Source organism: Photorhabdus namnaonensis (assembly GCF_001684335.1).
Classification (GTDB): domain Bacteria; phylum Pseudomonadota; class Gammaproteobacteria; order Enterobacterales; family Enterobacteriaceae; genus Photorhabdus; species Photorhabdus namnaonensis.
In genome coordinates, this window is sequence record NZ_LOIC01000005.1 from 64,148 (window position 1) to 79,030 (window position 14,883).

15 protein-coding genes and 1 riboswitch are annotated in these 14,883 nt (G+C 46.3%); of the genes, 3 read left to right on the top strand and 12 right to left on the bottom strand.

Going from position 1 to position 14,883, the window contains the following annotated elements; genetic code table 11:
- Positions 1-13 precede the first annotated feature (13 nt).
- The 12 genes from Phpb_RS00720 to Phpb_RS00775 are packed head-to-tail and all read right to left on the bottom strand — an operon-like array spanning position 14 to position 10,151.
- Positions 14-727: a cobalt-factor II C(20)-methyltransferase gene (locus tag Phpb_RS00720; RefSeq protein WP_065388731.1), complete on the bottom strand. Its 714-nt coding sequence runs from the start codon at positions 725-727 to the stop codon at positions 14-16.
- Positions 727-1,521: a sirohydrochlorin cobaltochelatase gene (gene cbiK / locus Phpb_RS00725; protein ID WP_065388732.1), complete on the bottom strand. Its 795-nt coding sequence runs from the start codon at positions 1,519-1,521 to the stop codon at positions 727-729. Before cbiK ends, Phpb_RS00720 begins: the two co-directional genes overlap by 1 nt.
- 13 nt (positions 1,522-1,534) lie before the next feature.
- Complete coding sequence (locus tag Phpb_RS00730) at positions 1,535-2,320, bottom strand: cobalt-precorrin-6A reductase (protein WP_065388733.1); 786 nt, start codon at positions 2,318-2,320, stop codon at positions 1,535-1,537.
- The gene (locus Phpb_RS00735) at positions 2,317-3,042 is read right to left on the bottom strand and encodes a precorrin-3B C(17)-methyltransferase (RefSeq protein WP_065388734.1); all 726 of its coding nucleotides are present in this window, start codon (positions 3,040-3,042) and stop codon (positions 2,317-2,319) included. The genes Phpb_RS00730 and Phpb_RS00735 overlap by 4 nt, the downstream gene beginning before the upstream one ends.
- Positions 3,036-4,112 carry a cobalt-precorrin 5A hydrolase gene (cbiG, locus tag Phpb_RS00740; RefSeq protein WP_065388735.1) on the bottom strand — a complete coding sequence of 359 codons (1,077 nt, stop codon included), beginning with the start codon at positions 4,110-4,112 and terminating at the stop codon, positions 3,036-3,038. The genes Phpb_RS00735 and cbiG overlap by 7 nt, the downstream gene beginning before the upstream one ends.
- Positions 4,093-4,866 (bottom strand): cobalt-precorrin-4 methyltransferase, encoded by a 774-nt coding sequence (locus tag Phpb_RS00745; protein ID WP_040149065.1) that lies wholly within the window; start codon positions 4,864-4,866, stop codon positions 4,093-4,095. Before Phpb_RS00745 ends, cbiG begins: the two co-directional genes overlap by 20 nt.
- Complete coding sequence (locus Phpb_RS00750; RefSeq protein WP_065388736.1) at positions 4,859-5,428, bottom strand: decarboxylating cobalt-precorrin-6B (C(15))-methyltransferase; 570 nt, start codon at positions 5,426-5,428, stop codon at positions 4,859-4,861. The genes Phpb_RS00745 and Phpb_RS00750 overlap by 8 nt, the downstream gene beginning before the upstream one ends.
- On the bottom strand, positions 5,418-6,020 hold the full coding sequence (locus Phpb_RS00755; protein ID WP_065388737.1) for a cobalt-precorrin-7 (C(5))-methyltransferase: 603 nt from the start codon (positions 6,018-6,020) through the stop codon (positions 5,418-5,420). The genes Phpb_RS00750 and Phpb_RS00755 overlap by 11 nt, the downstream gene beginning before the upstream one ends.
- On the bottom strand, positions 6,017-7,168 hold the full coding sequence (cbiD, locus tag Phpb_RS00760) for a cobalt-precorrin-5B (C(1))-methyltransferase CbiD (protein ID WP_065388738.1): 1,152 nt from the start codon (positions 7,166-7,168) through the stop codon (positions 6,017-6,019). Before cbiD ends, Phpb_RS00755 begins: the two co-directional genes overlap by 4 nt.
- Complete coding sequence (locus Phpb_RS00765) at positions 7,165-7,797, bottom strand: cobalt-precorrin-8 methylmutase (RefSeq protein WP_065388739.1); 633 nt, start codon at positions 7,795-7,797, stop codon at positions 7,165-7,167. The genes cbiD and Phpb_RS00765 overlap by 4 nt, the downstream gene beginning before the upstream one ends.
- A gap of 15 nt (positions 7,798-7,812) precedes the next feature.
- Complete coding sequence (gene cbiB, locus Phpb_RS00770) at positions 7,813-8,772, bottom strand: adenosylcobinamide-phosphate synthase CbiB (protein WP_065388740.1); 960 nt, start codon at positions 8,770-8,772, stop codon at positions 7,813-7,815.
- Positions 8,769-10,151 (bottom strand): cobyrinic acid a,c-diamide synthase CobB, encoded by a 1,383-nt coding sequence (locus tag Phpb_RS00775; protein WP_065388741.1) that lies wholly within the window; start codon positions 10,149-10,151, stop codon positions 8,769-8,771. The genes cbiB and Phpb_RS00775 overlap by 4 nt, the downstream gene beginning before the upstream one ends.
- 101 nt (positions 10,152-10,252) lie before the next feature.
- A riboswitch (cobalamin riboswitch) is annotated at positions 10,253-10,439 on the bottom strand.
- A gap of 346 nt (positions 10,440-10,785) precedes the next feature.
- Between Phpb_RS00775 and dmsD the strand changes: the two genes are divergently transcribed.
- The 3 genes from dmsD (at position 10,786) to Phpb_RS00790 (ending at position 14,368) form a co-directional block, all read left to right on the top strand.
- Entirely contained in the window at positions 10,786-11,382 is a 597-nt protein-coding gene (gene dmsD / locus Phpb_RS00780) for a Tat proofreading chaperone DmsD (RefSeq protein ID WP_065388742.1), read from the top strand.
- A gap of 422 nt (positions 11,383-11,804) precedes the next feature.
- Positions 11,805-13,331, top strand: a complete 1,527-nt coding sequence (locus Phpb_RS00785; protein WP_065388743.1) for a trypsin-like serine peptidase — start codon at positions 11,805-11,807, stop codon at positions 13,329-13,331.
- Between the two features lie 464 nt (positions 13,332-13,795).
- Positions 13,796-14,368 carry a hypothetical protein gene (locus Phpb_RS00790; RefSeq protein ID WP_065388744.1) on the top strand — a complete coding sequence of 191 codons (573 nt, stop codon included), beginning with the start codon at positions 13,796-13,798 and terminating at the stop codon, positions 14,366-14,368.
- Positions 14,369-14,883: the final 515 nt, after the last annotated feature.

Below are 14,883 nucleotides of genomic sequence, written 5' to 3' on the forward strand. Positions count from 1 at the left end.
ACCATACCAGCACTTATTTCTCAGTATGCCATTGTTTATTCACTAAAATGGTGGAAAAATAAGGTAATTTTTGATCAGCGTCCACCTGATCCAAACGGCACCAGCACTGTTCACTTGGCAATGTCGCATCCGCCATTAATAAGGCGTGTTCAAACAAATTCAGGCGCGCCAATAATGTACTCACTGCGGAAAAACGGTTATAAACTTTCATCAGCACCACGCAATCATGCGTTTGCAGCGCCTGTTCCAGCTCGGCTTCCGGCGCAGTACAAGACATTATCGCCATTGATTGCTGTTCCATCGCCAGTGGCAGTACGGTACGCGCAGCAATGGCAGCAAAAGAGGTGATACCTGGGACAATTTCCAGCCACTCCTGCCGACCAATTCTCGCCAGCAAAAAGACCCAAGTACTGAATAACATGGCATCACCAAGGGTGATAAAACCCACTTGCCGCCCTTTGGCTACTTCATCTTGCAGTTGTTGCGCCACTTGATCCCATACCGCCTGTTTCTCTTCGCCATTACTGTTCATCGGAAAATGGCAGGTACGAATTTCCGTGTGGGGCAACAGATATTCACGCACGATGGAGAGCGCCAGACTATCCTCTCCTTTACGACCAGCGGGTGCGTAAAGCACATCAAGACGAGCGAGTATTCGAGCCGCGCGTACAGTAACCAAGTCACTGGCGCCCGGACCAACGCCTATCGCATAAAGTCTTCCATTCATCACACCACCTCCTGTTGTTCCGCCTGCAACGCGTCCGCCAGATGTTGAACGAACATTTCGCGAATCAATGGATTTTCACCTAATCCCTGTAACCAGGATTGGGTTTTGATCCCAACAGATTCCAGTTGGGAACGCCACGAATCCGGCTCGTCCGATGCCATATCGTTAATCGCATGATCGCCAGCCACCAGCATTAACGGCATCAAATGCACTTTACGTACCGCCAATCGCCGCAAGCGAATGATGATATTGTCGATTTCCGGGTAACTCTCCACCGCGCCGACCAACGCCGGGAAATTATGTGTGCTCATAAGATGATCAAGGCATGCGTAGGCAGAAAAGGCATGATGGGTTGCACCATGCCCCATAAACACCACGCGCTCATCCTCAGCCAATGGCGGCATCTGATTTTTCAGGGCGATAAGCAGTTGTTGATAATCAGCAAAACTGTTAAGCAGCGGTGTACCCACCACCAAACGTTGGAAATAATCGCTAAAGGTACTCACTTCACTGACTATCTTTTCATATTCGTCACCGTTGATGACATGAAGAGATTGAATAGCCACATCCTGGTAACCTTCTTTAACCAAACGCTCCAACGCCTGACGAGGGTTATCCACCTGTAAACCATCACGTTTTTTTAATTTGCGGATGATCATTTCTGAGGTGAACGCGCGATATAGATCGCGATCACGGTAAGCCGCTGCCAGTTGTTGTTCACAGACATCAATATTCTTTTGTCGGGTTTGATGATAGCTGGTACCAAAGCTGATGATTAATAGTGCTTTTTTCATTTTATTGCCCTCATTATTCCTGCCAACCGGCAAGGTGTTGGACAAACTCATCCAGCGAACTAATCTGCTCTGCGTCATCCCCTTGTAAGGTCCGTGTAGGACGGCACACCACAATACAGGGAATATTAAGCGCCAGACAGGGAGCGACCTTCTGCTGATATCCCCCCTCGGCCCCGGACTCTTTTGTGATCACCACATCAGGGTGACAAAATTCATACACTGCGTGATTGAATTCAGCCGTAAACGGCCCACGCAACGCGATAATGTGATCAACCCCCAATCCTAACGCTTCACACTGAATCAACACCTCGGCGGTCGGCAATACCCGTACCAACAACGTTTTTCCCGGTAGCAAACGCTGATACAGATCTAGTTGCTTACTGCCGGTGGTGAGCAAGATCCGTTGCCCTAGTGTCCGGGCAACGTCGCAAGCCGCCTCTATACTATTCACTTTGTGCAACAGTGGATGGCTCAGTAAGTCAATTTCACTGGGACGCTGATAACGAGTAAGCCGCAGTGACAAACGACGACAAGCGGTGATCACGTTGTGACTGAGTGCATCTGCGTAAGGATGAGAAGCATCAATCACCCAACGTACCTTATGCCGATCAAAGTAATCCACCATCGCTTCGGCATCCATTCGCCCCACCACCACGTCTCCCCGAATATCACCCGCCAGTTGTCTCCCCGCGTCAGTGGCGACAGAGAGGCGATAACGTGCTCCCGCCGCGTCTAATGCCTGACAGAGCAATCGGGCGTCACTGGTTCCGCCAAAAACATGGATAGATGGATGGCTCATAATTCATACCCCCGTGGCGTGATCATCAACCCATCACGGCAATAGGTCGTTTGATTGCCGACGATCACTAAACTGGTCATATCCACCGGGGAAAAATCCATCTCGCCAAACGTGGTAATCCATTTATCCTGTTTTTTACGTCCCGCCGCTTTTACTACGCCAACCGGCGTCTGTGCTGCTTTCCACGGCCGCATAAGTTCAAATGCTTTGGCAAGATGCCCTTCCCGGCCACGGCTACGTGGGTTATAGAAGCAGACAACAAAATCCGCTTGCGCGGCGGCAATAACACGTTTCTCAATCATCGGCCACGGCGTTAGCAGATCACTTAAACTGATATGACAAAAATCGTGCATCAACGGCGCACCTAATAACGACGCCGCAGCAATACTGGCGGTGATCCCGGCGACCAATCTAACTTCAAGATCACACTGTTGCTGGCAAACCAATTCCAGCACTAAACCCGCCATGCCATAGATTCCCGCATCACCACTGCTGATCAAAGCGACTTTACGGCCGGACAACGCCAGATCGATCGCCCTCTGGCAGCGTTCAATCTCCTTGCACATCCCGGTCTTAATCACTTCTTTATCCATCGTTAGATGCTTAACTAAATGGGTGTAGGTTTTATAGCCGACAATAATTTCAGCTTCGCGGATCGCCTCAATGGCCTCCTGCGTCATCATGGATTCATTGCCTGGTCCAATACCGATTACCGTTAACATGATTGTGATACCCCCAAAGTGATAGTGACGCCCTGCTGACGCAAGGTCCGACCAACCAATTTTCCTTCACTCATCAACCAAGCGACAGGTTGTGAAACACTGCCAATTCCTATCGTCTGGCGGACAAAATCGGAAGCAGGAAATCGTTGCTCATGAAGACTTAATTCATTAACACTGAACAACTCAAACGGTACGCGCCAACACTGTGCAAGTTGATTCAGCGCCGGTTCATCCTTTTTAATGACAACACTGCCGATGGCCCGCAACGCCATCAGATCGAAATGGTTTTCCGCCATCTGTTGCCGCAATAGCTCAATCACTGTTTGCAATGGCGTATCCCGGCGACAACCAATCCCTGCCACCACTCGTTTCGGCACCAATTTGTAAACCGGCGGAGACAGTTCCGGTAGAGACAATTCCGGCAGCGAATCTCGCAATGTGATACACACCAGCGCATCCAGTTCAGGCAATTCCTCCAGACTCACTACCGGGACAAAACCCCGGGTATCACACTGCTCGCATTCGTTAAGTAGTGGCTCATCCCACCACAACCCCACTTTTTGACCACTGACCAGCATTTGATTTATCACCTTCACCACGTGGCGAAAATCCTGCATATCGGCATCTAATTGAGTGGCAAGGGTGTCCAACGCCGCCATCCCATTAACATCCGTGGCGGTTGTAATCACCGGGTCAGCCCCCAATAACTCCGCCAAATGATGAGTCAACGCATTAGCCCCACCCACATGACCGGATAACAGGCTGATAACATGCTGTCCTCCTTCATCAATCACCACCACCGCGGGATCATGCATTTTGTCGTTTATGATTGGCGCAAGCATACGTACCGTGATGCCAAGCGCCGCCACCACTACCAACGCCGAATAGTGTTTAAATGCCTCGCGCAACGTGTCGCCAAAGCTGCCATTAAACGGCGTAAACCCCGGCTCTAACAACTTTTCGCTGGTAAAACAGGTCAGAGGAAGATGAGCTTGCAACCGATGTACCAGTCTGACCCCTCCCGGCGTCAGACAGAACACCGCAATCGACTCATGCCCGGCGATATTCATGGCTAAACCCCGCATCGTAAAGCTTGGAATAGTGGTACTCTTCTCCCAAAAAAGCACCGACCAGAATCAAAGCGGTTTTACGAATACCCGCTGCCTGTACTTTTTCAGCAATATCAGCCAACGTACCACGTACAGTAAGCGTGTCAGCCCAGGTCGCTTTGTATATCACCGCGACCGGCGTCGTTGCCGGATAGCCACCAGCTTGAAGACGCGCAGCCACATGTCTCATTTTCTGTACAGAAAGATAAATCGCCATTGACGTTTGATGAGCGGCGAAGGATTCCAGTTGTTCGAGCGGCGGCACCGGTGTACGCCCTTCAATCCGGGTAATGATCAAGCTTTGCGCCACTTCCGGTACGGTGTACTCCACCCCTAATTGCGCTGCCGCCCCAAGGAAAGCACTGACACCCGGTATCGAGACAAAACTAATGCCCGCATCGGTCAACGCTTCCCCTTGTTCGCGTATGGAACCGAACAACGAGAGATCGCCGGTTTGCAGCCGCACCACCAACTTACCCGCACGTACACCCTCAACCATCAGCGCAACAATCTGTTCCAGCGTCAGACCGGCGCTATCATGGCACTCAGCCTCTGGCGGGCAATAATCCAGCAGTTCGGTATTAATCAATGAACCGGCATAAATCACCACCTGTGCCTGTTGCAGCAAACGGTAGCCTTTTAAGGTGATCAACTCCTTATCACCCGGCCCGGCCCCGACAAACCACACTTTTCTGGGATCAAAATATTCAGACATCGATCTTCTCCTTGTAACAGGAAATTAGATAAGTCGGATTATTCGGTTTGAAATAGTGACCCGTACCCAAGGTCGCTAGAGTAGATGCTTGTAGCTGTATGCACTCCAATTGACTGATCTGACAGGTCCGCAAATGTTCCAGTGCATCATTCAGGTTATTCAGCAAAATGAAAGTCAGTACCAGACGGCCACCAGGGTGCATGTGATCCAGAGCCCAGTCGATCAAAGCGGTCAATTGCCCGCCACTTCCGCCAATAAACACCGCATCGGCCATAACATCCAATGCTAATGGGGCTTCTCCAGCAATGATCTCCACATTATGACAACCTAGCCGCTGACGATTCTCCCCAATCAAGGCTAGTGCCGCCGGGTTGCGTTCAATAGCAGTAACAGTCAGCGCCGGGAAGCGTAACGCCGCCTCCAATGCCACACTGCCTGTACCCGCTCCCACATCAATCAATTGGCTGGTATCGCTGAGTTCCAGCCGCTCCAGCGCCAATGCACGTACAGGTTCTTTGGTCATTGGCACTTTCTGTCCGCGTAAAAATTCATCATCTCTCATTTAGGATCACCACCACATTCATGTCATAGTCAGTCGCCACCGCTTCCGGCCGCAGACGGTGAATACGCTCATTAGGCAAAGAGAGGTTTTCACCAATAATCAATGTACGGCTCAGGCCACGCTCAATAATGGCCTCCGCAATTGCCCGCGGGCCGACGCGCCCATCAGTTACCATGCCTACTTTGTCGTGTTGCAGAAGCCAACCAAAATCCGGGGCTCGCCCGTGACTGCTGGTTAGATAGATATCGTTCATATCCAGTGCAGCTTTGGCACACAGATACTGAATTGAACTGATACCCGGAATGATGCGCAGATCATCTGCGGCAAAATATTCAGACAATAATTTGCCAATGCCATATAACAGCGGATCACCAGACGCTAAGACCACAATCCGGCGTGTACTGTTGTTCTGTAGCCAAACAAGCAAACTAGCCAGATCAGCATCCAGCACGCGGGTTTCGTGGGTGACACCGCTAAATATCTCCAAGTGGCGTCTACCGCCGACCAATACCTCCGCTTCAGTGATATAGTGCTGTGCCTGTGGTATCAGATACGCAGTATCGCCGGGGCCAATTCCCACTACAGTGATCATCGCATTGCCTCCAAAATGTCATTCAATGGGCGACTGGCGCCAAGTATCTGATTATCAAAAGAGAACATGATGGCATCACAGCACGGTGGGTTAACCGCAAAACGCAACATCTCACGCATGCGTTCACAAATGCGTTCGGCTATACGGTCATAAACCGCTTGCAAGCCGTGTTCTGCTATCAGTTCCATTGCGGCTTCCGTGGTATCGCAGCGACTCACTTCCAATAACAGTTCCTGCGACGCTCCCATCAGTGCCAGATAAGCAATCAACGTTTCCATGCGGCCATCAGCGATATGGCTGTGGGTATGGAAAATTCCTGCGGCCACTTTCACCAGTTTGCCGGGATGCCCCACCAACATGATATGGCGGAACCCAAGCCGTACCGCTTCCTGCAACATGTAACCAACGAAGTTACTCATGGTCACTACTAGCTGACCATCGAGCCCCAATTGTTCACGCACAAAACGCTCACCGTGATTGCCCGGCACCAGAATGACCTTTTCAGCACCCGCCGAACGTTTCATTTCCAGTTCTATCGCCAACGAACGTTTCCAACTCTCTTCCGACATTGGCGTAACGATACCGGTGGTGCCAATGATGGAAATACCGCCCAGTATTCCTAATCGCCCGTTGTAAGTTTTCTTTGCTCGCTCTTCACCTTCCGGCGCGAAAATTTCCACCTCCGCGCCCCGTAAAGGGCCGATAGCCTCCCGTACCGCGGCCTCAATGGTTTGACGCGGTGTACGATTAATCGCAGAGCTGCCTACCGGTAATCCGACGCCTTTGCGGGTAACTGTACCCACACCTTCCCCGCCACGCAGATGGATCTCACTGTGATCGCATAGAGTGACACGGGCAAAAATCAGCATGCCATGCGTCGCATCTACGTCGTCGCCACCATCTTTACGGATAGCAGCCGTCGCCTGCTGGCCTTCAATCAGTGGCTGTTCAACGTTAAGGCGTAATGTCACACCAGAAGGGGTAACAATAGATACATGATCAATAACTTGCTGACGCAGTACCATTAATGCGGCAACCTTAGCGGCTGCGGTGGCACAGGAGCCGGTGGTATAACCTTTGCGATACTGTTTACCGTTATGCCAGATGCTGTCTAGTTGCATAGTGTTTAATTGAACAGTGTCACTCATGGCGCCTCCCGCAATCGGTACAGAATGGCGTTGATAATCGCCGCCGCGATATTACTTCCCCCTTTACGGCCTGCGGCGGCGATACAAGGCAGTTCACTTTGCATCAACGCGGCTTTCGATTCCGCCGCACCGACAAAACCGACAGGCACTCCAACCACCGCCAATGGCGAAGCCTGCCTTTCCAGCAAACGGAACAGAGCGGTTGGAGCGTTACCGAACACGAAGATTTTGTCGCCTTTTTCAGCCAGTGCGACATCTACCGCGGCCATAGAACGCGTAATACCCTGCGCTTTCGCCATCGCGACTACACGTGGATCACTGATATAACAGCGGCATTCACACCCCATTTGATGTAACAGTGCTTTGTTAATACCGGACTGAGCCATCGTCGTATCGGTATACAAGGTGCATCCCCGACTCAATGCCTCTGTAACGCGGGCCAACACACCCGGCGAGAACCATAAAATATCCAACCAATCAAAATCTGCGGTGGTATGGATCACCCGTTTAATTACCGCTTCTTGCATCTCATCGACAAAACGATAATCAGGGAGTTCGCTGGCAATAATATCGCCAATGATTGCAAAGCTATTCTGTTCAATTTGCTGAGGTTTCTGGAGGTAGTTCATATTGTTTGCCCTTTTCTAAGCCATTCCAACCAACAGTAAACGCAACAGCGCAAACAACAGTAAGGCCAGTTGCGAAGCTATCATCATCAAATAGATACTGCGCGGGATATCCATCAGCGAGATTTCACGGCGTTCATCACCAATCCAGGGTTTATCTACTCGTTCACCAAAATAACAATTCGGACCACCAAGGCGGATACCCAACGCTCCCGCAACCGTCGCTTCCGGCCAGCCACAGTTAGGGCTGGCATGCTGATAACGATCACGCCAGCCAATACGCAGTGCCTGGCGAAAATCAAGCCGGATGAACCAGGCTGCCGCACTCAATAACAGCCAACTCAACCGCGCCGGTAACCAATTCGCCAGATCATCCATACGCGCAGAAACATACCCAATAGCGCGATATTCCTGGGTTTTATACCCCACCATTGAATCAAGGGTGTTAACCGCTTTATAAGCCATTGCCAACGGCGCGCCACCAATCATCAAAAAAAACAGCGGAGCAATAACCCCATCAACGCTGTTTTCCGCCACCGTTTCCACTACTGCGCGCGTGATTTGCGGTGCATCCAGTTGAGAAGTATCTCGCCCGACAATCCGTGACAATTGCTGGCGACTCTCATCCAAAGAGCCATGCCTCAATACGCTATGCACCTCTAGCGCGGTGTCACTCAGACAACGGCCAGCCAACAGGGTATAAATCATCCACACTTCGACCAGCCAGCCGATCCAAGGATGAATGGAGTACATCAGCCACAAGCATCCCCAACTCACCAACCAGGTCAGCCCAACAACCACTATCCATAGCCCTGCTCCACCAACTTTCAATGCACGTTCACTGTGACAACAGCGCCGAACCGCCCGTTGTACCAGTGAAATCAGCTTACCAATCCAACGCACCGGATGAGGCCAATGTGGCGGATCGCCTAACCAGCTATCGAGCAAGAAAGCAGCAAACCAGGCGGCAAGTGTCACAATAGCCTCCTTGCAGATCTCAACCAGCGATCAAGCAGAGTAGGACGCTGAGCAAAATGGATATGAAGATAACTGGCTAGCGTCTGCTGTACCTGATAGCCTCCGGCCCACTGCTGTATTGCCATCCCGTCACGCCATTTAGTACAGTCAAAGACTGAGGGCACTGAGCTAATAAAATCAGAATAATGAAACTCGTGGCCCCGTAAAATCTCACCTTCTGCGGCCAGCAAAGTGTCAAAACGGGCCTGCGCCTGACAGTAACCAAAGCGCATCAGCCGCGTACCCATATGGCTTTCCCCCGGCAGAATACCGGCCATCTGGTGGCTCGCCCCCTCACCGTCGGTCAACGATTTGCCAAGGTACATCAGGCCGCCACATTCAGCATAAATGGGAACTTGACGATAATGAGCATCCTGTAAAGCTTCCCGCATGGCACTATTGGCAGCCAACTTAGCAGCATAGATTTCAGGATAACCACCACCGAGATAAATCATTTGACAATCGGGCAAACGGCGATCATGCAGTGGACTAAAACGGTGAATACGTACTCCCGCCCGTTCCAACATCTCCAGATTATCTGGGTAATAAAAATTAAAGGCTTCATCATCTGCCAATGCTAACGTCAAGCCATCAGCCAATGCGGGATCAGGCAATAATGGCGCCTCGCCTTCTGGTAAAGCAGAACATTCACAAAGCGCCAACAGACGATCAAGATTGATATACATCTCCACTTGTTGAGCCAACCGCTGCCAGCGAACATCATTATCAACCTGCTCTTGGGCAGGAATCAGGCCAAGATGACGAGATGGTAATGACACATCCTTCATCACGGGTAAACGCCCTAACACCGGAACACCACAATAATGTTCAATCGCGTGACGAATAAGTTCGAAATGATTTTCAGAATTGACGCGGTTAACAATGACGCCCGCAATCGTTAGAGAGGGATCAAAACGACAAAAACCCAGAACAGTCGCGGCAACAGAAGTAGATACAGCCTTACCGTCTACCAACAAAATCACCGGACATCCCAACTGTTTAGCCATTGCAGCGCTACTACAATAGTTTGGGTTAGTACCATAACCATCATACAACCCCATCACACCTTCAATGACTGCCACATCAGCATGACGCATATGCTCATTATAAAGACCATTAAGGGTCGCGGGCGGCAACATAAATGCATCAAGATTACGAGATGCTACGCCACATACAGAGCTGTGCCAGCCGCTGTCCAGATAATCCGGCCCCACTTTAAACGGCTGGACAGCCAACCCTCTCAACATCAATGCCCGCAAAATGCCAAGGGTAACCGTAGTCTTACCACAGCCACTACCGGTACCGGCGATAACAAATGCCTTCCTGCCTGACCATTGCATAGAAAATTCCCGATATATCGATCGGAGAATGAGCGCCAATAAGACGTGCCAATACTGCGCACACCACTCGGATGACAACCCGCTTCCCACCGAAGGAGTTAATGTCTCATGCCTGTCAGGTCGGTCTTCTGGCTTAGCGTCACCCTTCCCCGCAACCTTCCCAGTCTTTCCGACCAGTGGCATCAGCGGAGTTGTCAGCATCACAGCAGCGGGGGCTGCGGAGGATTTCCACCTCCTTCCCAACCACACCATTAAGGTGTGGTATTAACCCAACGGCGGTCTATTTATTTTTAACGTGGTCTACTTTTCAAGTTATTAAATCATTAGATAACTAATGATACATATTCACTTTTACCATAATAACCTTATTAAATTCGTTGAATTAAAATGTAGATTAAATATATTTTTCCATACCAATAAAGCGGGTAATTTTATTATTTTCGGCGATAAATTTATACGCTTTATAATAAAAATCACCGTTAATCTGGTGATAAAGATGGTAACAACACCGCAATAGATTAATCATTGATCATAATCAACTATCTATTCATATCACATAAGCTTATGATGTTTCTTATCGTAAAATCACTGCTTACATCATCTATATAACCACAAATCACAATGAGAACTACCTATGTTATTAGATACCTCCATACCTCGAATTCTTGGCGCCTGTTTTTATTACTCACCGAAATCAGAACAAGTGCGCCCGTTAATTCCATTACTTGCCGATATTAATAAATTATTTCCCTGGTCAAATAACCGTAAAATAGAAAACCTGACGAAAAAGATCGCGACCTTCTCTGCCGAATCTCTACAATATGACTACTCTATCCTGTTTGAAGGGCAAGGTGTTATGCCAGCCCCTCCTTGGGGATCGGTTTATCTGGACAGAGAAAACTCGTTATCAGGTGAAAGCACGCTGGCTTACCGAGAATTTCTGGCAAAACAGAACATTGTCATGTCCAGTGAACAACGGGAACCCGAAGATCAATTCGGTCTGATGCTGCTGGCCTTAGTTTATATTTTAGAACAAGGAGATAAACCTGCCGCACGCACACTACTGGAACAACATTTACTACCGTGGGCCTACCGTTATCTGGAATTAGTTCAGACAACTAAACTGGAAAATAATTTTTATTCCATTTTAGCGACTATGACTATTGACTATCTAAAAACATTGCAAACTAAATTGAAACTTATTCCAGCAAGACTAAAATTATTTCGCTAACACTTTTATTATTCCACAACAAATGCTCCGGGTGATAAATTTAGTCACAACGAATAAATAGATATTCTCCCGGAGTTTAACTCTCATTGAATCAATTCATCCTTTATAACAACGAATTTATACCAGAAAAACCTTTATAACCCGCTCTCGTTCCATTGAACGTTATAGCTCTATTGCAGTATATAAAACGATTTGACTGATTTTTATGTTATTTATTATTGGCTATGGATAACGGGCACCCAATAGAATGATTTTATGCGCTAAAAAAACTGTCTATTAATTCACAAATTAGTAAACACTAAATACTCATATAGAGGATTTATTAAATTTCTAAAAAAAACTTAGCCATAAACTTTATTTCATTGAATGTCTGTTTCCATTACATGGAAAGATTAACAATGTAAACAACACGAGGTAAAAATATGAAGAAAATTTTTTTAGCTACACTTATTACAGGGATTGTATCAGCAAGTTTTTTTGCACAAGCACTTCCTGAAAATAACAGCGAGCATATTGCTGATCTTCAAGACAATACCCGCACCGAAGCTCCGCTATTAAAATCTACTGATCCGGGTGCTGAGCGATTTAAGCATGTGGGAAAACTAAATGGTCGCGGACAGTGTACCGCGACACTTATTGCCGGTTCAGAAACCCCTGACGCCAACCAACAAGCACTTATTCTCTCCGCAGGCCATTGTTTTGATTCTTCATTAGATACTAATGAAGTAATAATTGATCAACCTGTAGGCCCTGGTTGGACATACACACCAAATTACTTTATTGACTTAATTAACGAACACCAACCTGTTGATATCGATAGGGTTTTATACGCGACAATGAAAGGCGGCGACCTTGCGATTTTCAGACTTAAGGCAACTTATGGTGAGTTGGCGAATCGCGGAATACTACCAGTGACTTTACAAGCAGGTCATGAACCATCAGCATCAGAATTAACAAATCAGCCTATTGAACTAGCTCACATTCCGGTTAATGGCATAGATAGTGATAAACGTTATCTACGCTATTCCGCTTGCTACATTGTTGGAAAAAATTCGTTTGTGTATGAAAATATATGGGCCTGGAATTCTGCCGTTCCGGTTAATTGCGCCGGTGTCTCGGGAGGAACTTCGGGTTCACCGGTTATGTTGAAAGATCAATCCAAGATAATTGGTGTATTAAATACCACCGTTGATCAAAGTTATTGGGGTTGCGGTCTTAATCGGCCTTGTGAATTTATTATCGATCACAGTTTCTCTCGTGTAGGCGCCAGTTACTATATTCCTGTTGATAAAATTGCAAATGCGTTTACTCCTGATGGAAAACTGGATTTAAGTAAATTTGACGATGGAAAAGGGATCACTATTAACGCTAGCGGTCCGCTGATTACGAAGGGCACAGTTAACAACAAACCTGTCACTTGGAATTTACGCCTTGAAGAGAAAGGTTTTAGTAATATTCGCTATAAAAGAGGGCTTGCGAGTAATATTGATTGTACAGACCCTAAAGGATACAGCAAACCTATTCCAGTCACGACACAGCCACTGGAAAAACTTACCGTTCCTTCCAAAGAAGGGATTTATACCATGTGTGTCATTGGGCAACATTCTGCAAATAAACGCTGGCAGAGTACGTCTAACGCATCAATAAAATTACGTGAAATTGATAACACCCTTCCGGGAATAAGACCGGGTTCAACATTACTTCTTGAAACAGATGATAGCTGGGTTGTCGACTTCAGGTTTAAACCCTGGGAAGTTGTTGATATACGTTATAAGGCAGGCCCAAGAAAATCGACAAAATGTGATGATTATAAAAATTACTCTACTTATAGAAGAGTACCGGTTACGATTAAAAAGAAAGGCTCACCAATACGCTTTTGTATGTATGGCTTAGATCAAGCAGGCAACATAGGTGCAATATTTTTTGAGGACCTTGGAGAACAAAAATAAATTTTAAAATTGGCCAGCGGTTGCTGGCCTTTTTTATTTTCATTGATAAATATCAAATCAATTAAAACTTCTCGATTTCTCTCAAGTCCAATATGATAAACATCACCTCTAATCATATTAAAACAACAAACATATAGATGATACTTTTTTATAATTTATGAAATTATTTTAAAATTAGACAAAACCTGTTTGTTATTATTTACATAATAAATCATAAGGTTACATCCTGATATATATCAGGATGTAAATTTAAAAAAATAATTCAATATATAAAAATATGAATTATACTTATAATTATCGTTACGATATCAATAACGTTCAACAACACTTGCTTAAATGCAAATAAAATAACTTTAGTGTGGTGATTTCTTAATATCCTATGGAAGCTATCTGACGGGTGAAAAATAACTCACAAAAATCACCTAATAAGGTTCCGAATAATTTCATCAAAGGAGTTTATTAATATGATCACTTTGAAAACTTTAATTGGTACAGCTATTGTACTTTTAGCTTCGTCAACACAACTAGCTTTAGCTGCTGAGACAAAAGAGAACATTACCGATAAGGAGGCAACATTAGAAGTTTCAGAAGGTAAAATTTCTAATCTATCAGCCACATATGCACTACAAATTAAAAACTCATCAGCGACAAAGAGTATTACCCTTGTTACACAATCATCTAGTTGCATGTACGATAGTGGAGACAAAAAAATACGTTTAGAGGCAGGTCAAACCTATCTGGGAAATCTAAAGGATAATAATAACTGGGTAGATGGATGTACAAATGAAACTAAAACTGTCGATTGGAGTGTCAGTTATATTAATGTTGCCAATACAGACACAGAAAATTGTACACTAACATTTAGACATGGCCGTGGTCATGCAAATTCAGATGGATCTGGCCCAGAATGGTATACATTGATTAAAGGGTGTCCCGATATCGTTGAAAATGCTATCTGCGGAGGCCAGATTTGTTATAATAGCCAAGCTTTTTGGGTAAGAAATCGAAGTGTAAATATAGAATTTTCTGTTAAATAAATTTGGATGTGTTAGTTGAAATTTAATCTAAAAATTGAGAGTTGCCTGTTTTGTGTTTTAATATGATTACTAAATCCTATACAAAATTTCGGGTAACTCTCCAATTTATTTAGTTATAACAAATCTCCAGAATTAGAATATGCAAAGCAGAAAAAAACAGCGATTGATACAGTTCATAGCCAATCCATTTTCATCGTGATTGAGGAAGAATGTGTTTCGACAATATGTGTGATCTCTTCGACCATTTTTAGGTTGTTTTGTGAACAAAAATCGATTGTAATTAAACCAATCACAGTATTGCTCCCCATAATCGCCATTCTGGTCATTTATTAATACATGGATATAGCCAGTTTTTACCCTCTCTATCCCCATTTAATTCCCTAGCATACTGCTTCGACACGATTTGTTGTTAATTTATTATTTCCGTAAAACCTTGGTTTGACGGAAACGGTGGCGTTGGCGAAAAGTGCAGCTAATATCAACACCATTTATCCTGTTGGAATTGTGGTTTGGTT

Excerpts from the sequence above, each read along its gene's own strand:
- Phpb_RS00785 (WP_065388743.1), top strand. The coding sequence starts at position 11,805 with ATGAAGAAAATTTTTTTAGCTACACTTATTACAGGGATTGTATCAGCA.
- cbiG (WP_065388735.1), bottom strand. The coding sequence starts at position 4,112 with ATGAATATCGCCGGGCATGAGTCGATTGCGGTGTTCTGTCTGACGCCG.
- Phpb_RS00755 (WP_065388737.1), bottom strand. The coding sequence starts at position 6,020 with ATGATCACTGTAGTGGGAATTGGCCCCGGCGATACTGCGTATCTGATA.
- Phpb_RS00720 (WP_065388731.1), bottom strand. The coding sequence starts at position 727 with ATGAATGGAAGACTTTATGCGATAGGCGTTGGTCCGGGCGCCAGTGAC.
- cbiD (WP_065388738.1), bottom strand. The coding sequence starts at position 7,168 with ATGAGTGACACTGTTCAATTAAACACTATGCAACTAGACAGCATCTGG.
- dmsD (WP_065388742.1), top strand. The coding sequence starts at position 10,786 with ATGTTATTAGATACCTCCATACCTCGAATTCTTGGCGCCTGTTTTTAT.
- Phpb_RS00775 (WP_065388741.1), bottom strand. The coding sequence starts at position 10,151 with ATGCAATGGTCAGGCAGGAAGGCATTTGTTATCGCCGGTACCGGTAGT.
- Phpb_RS00750 (WP_065388736.1), bottom strand. The coding sequence starts at position 5,428 with ATGAGAGATGATGAATTTTTACGCGGACAGAAAGTGCCAATGACCAAA.
- cbiK (WP_065388732.1), bottom strand. The coding sequence starts at position 1,521 with ATGAAAAAAGCACTATTAATCATCAGCTTTGGTACCAGCTATCATCAA.
- Phpb_RS00790 (WP_065388744.1), top strand. The coding sequence starts at position 13,796 with ATGATCACTTTGAAAACTTTAATTGGTACAGCTATTGTACTTTTAGCT.
- Phpb_RS00765 (WP_065388739.1), bottom strand. The coding sequence starts at position 7,797 with ATGAACTACCTCCAGAAACCTCAGCAAATTGAACAGAATAGCTTTGCA.
- Phpb_RS00735 (WP_065388734.1), bottom strand. The coding sequence starts at position 3,042 with ATGTTAACGGTAATCGGTATTGGACCAGGCAATGAATCCATGATGACG.
- Phpb_RS00730 (WP_065388733.1), bottom strand. The coding sequence starts at position 2,320 with ATGAGCCATCCATCTATCCATGTTTTTGGCGGAACCAGTGACGCCCGA.
- Phpb_RS00745 (WP_040149065.1), bottom strand. The coding sequence starts at position 4,866 with ATGTCTGAATATTTTGATCCCAGAAAAGTGTGGTTTGTCGGGGCCGGG.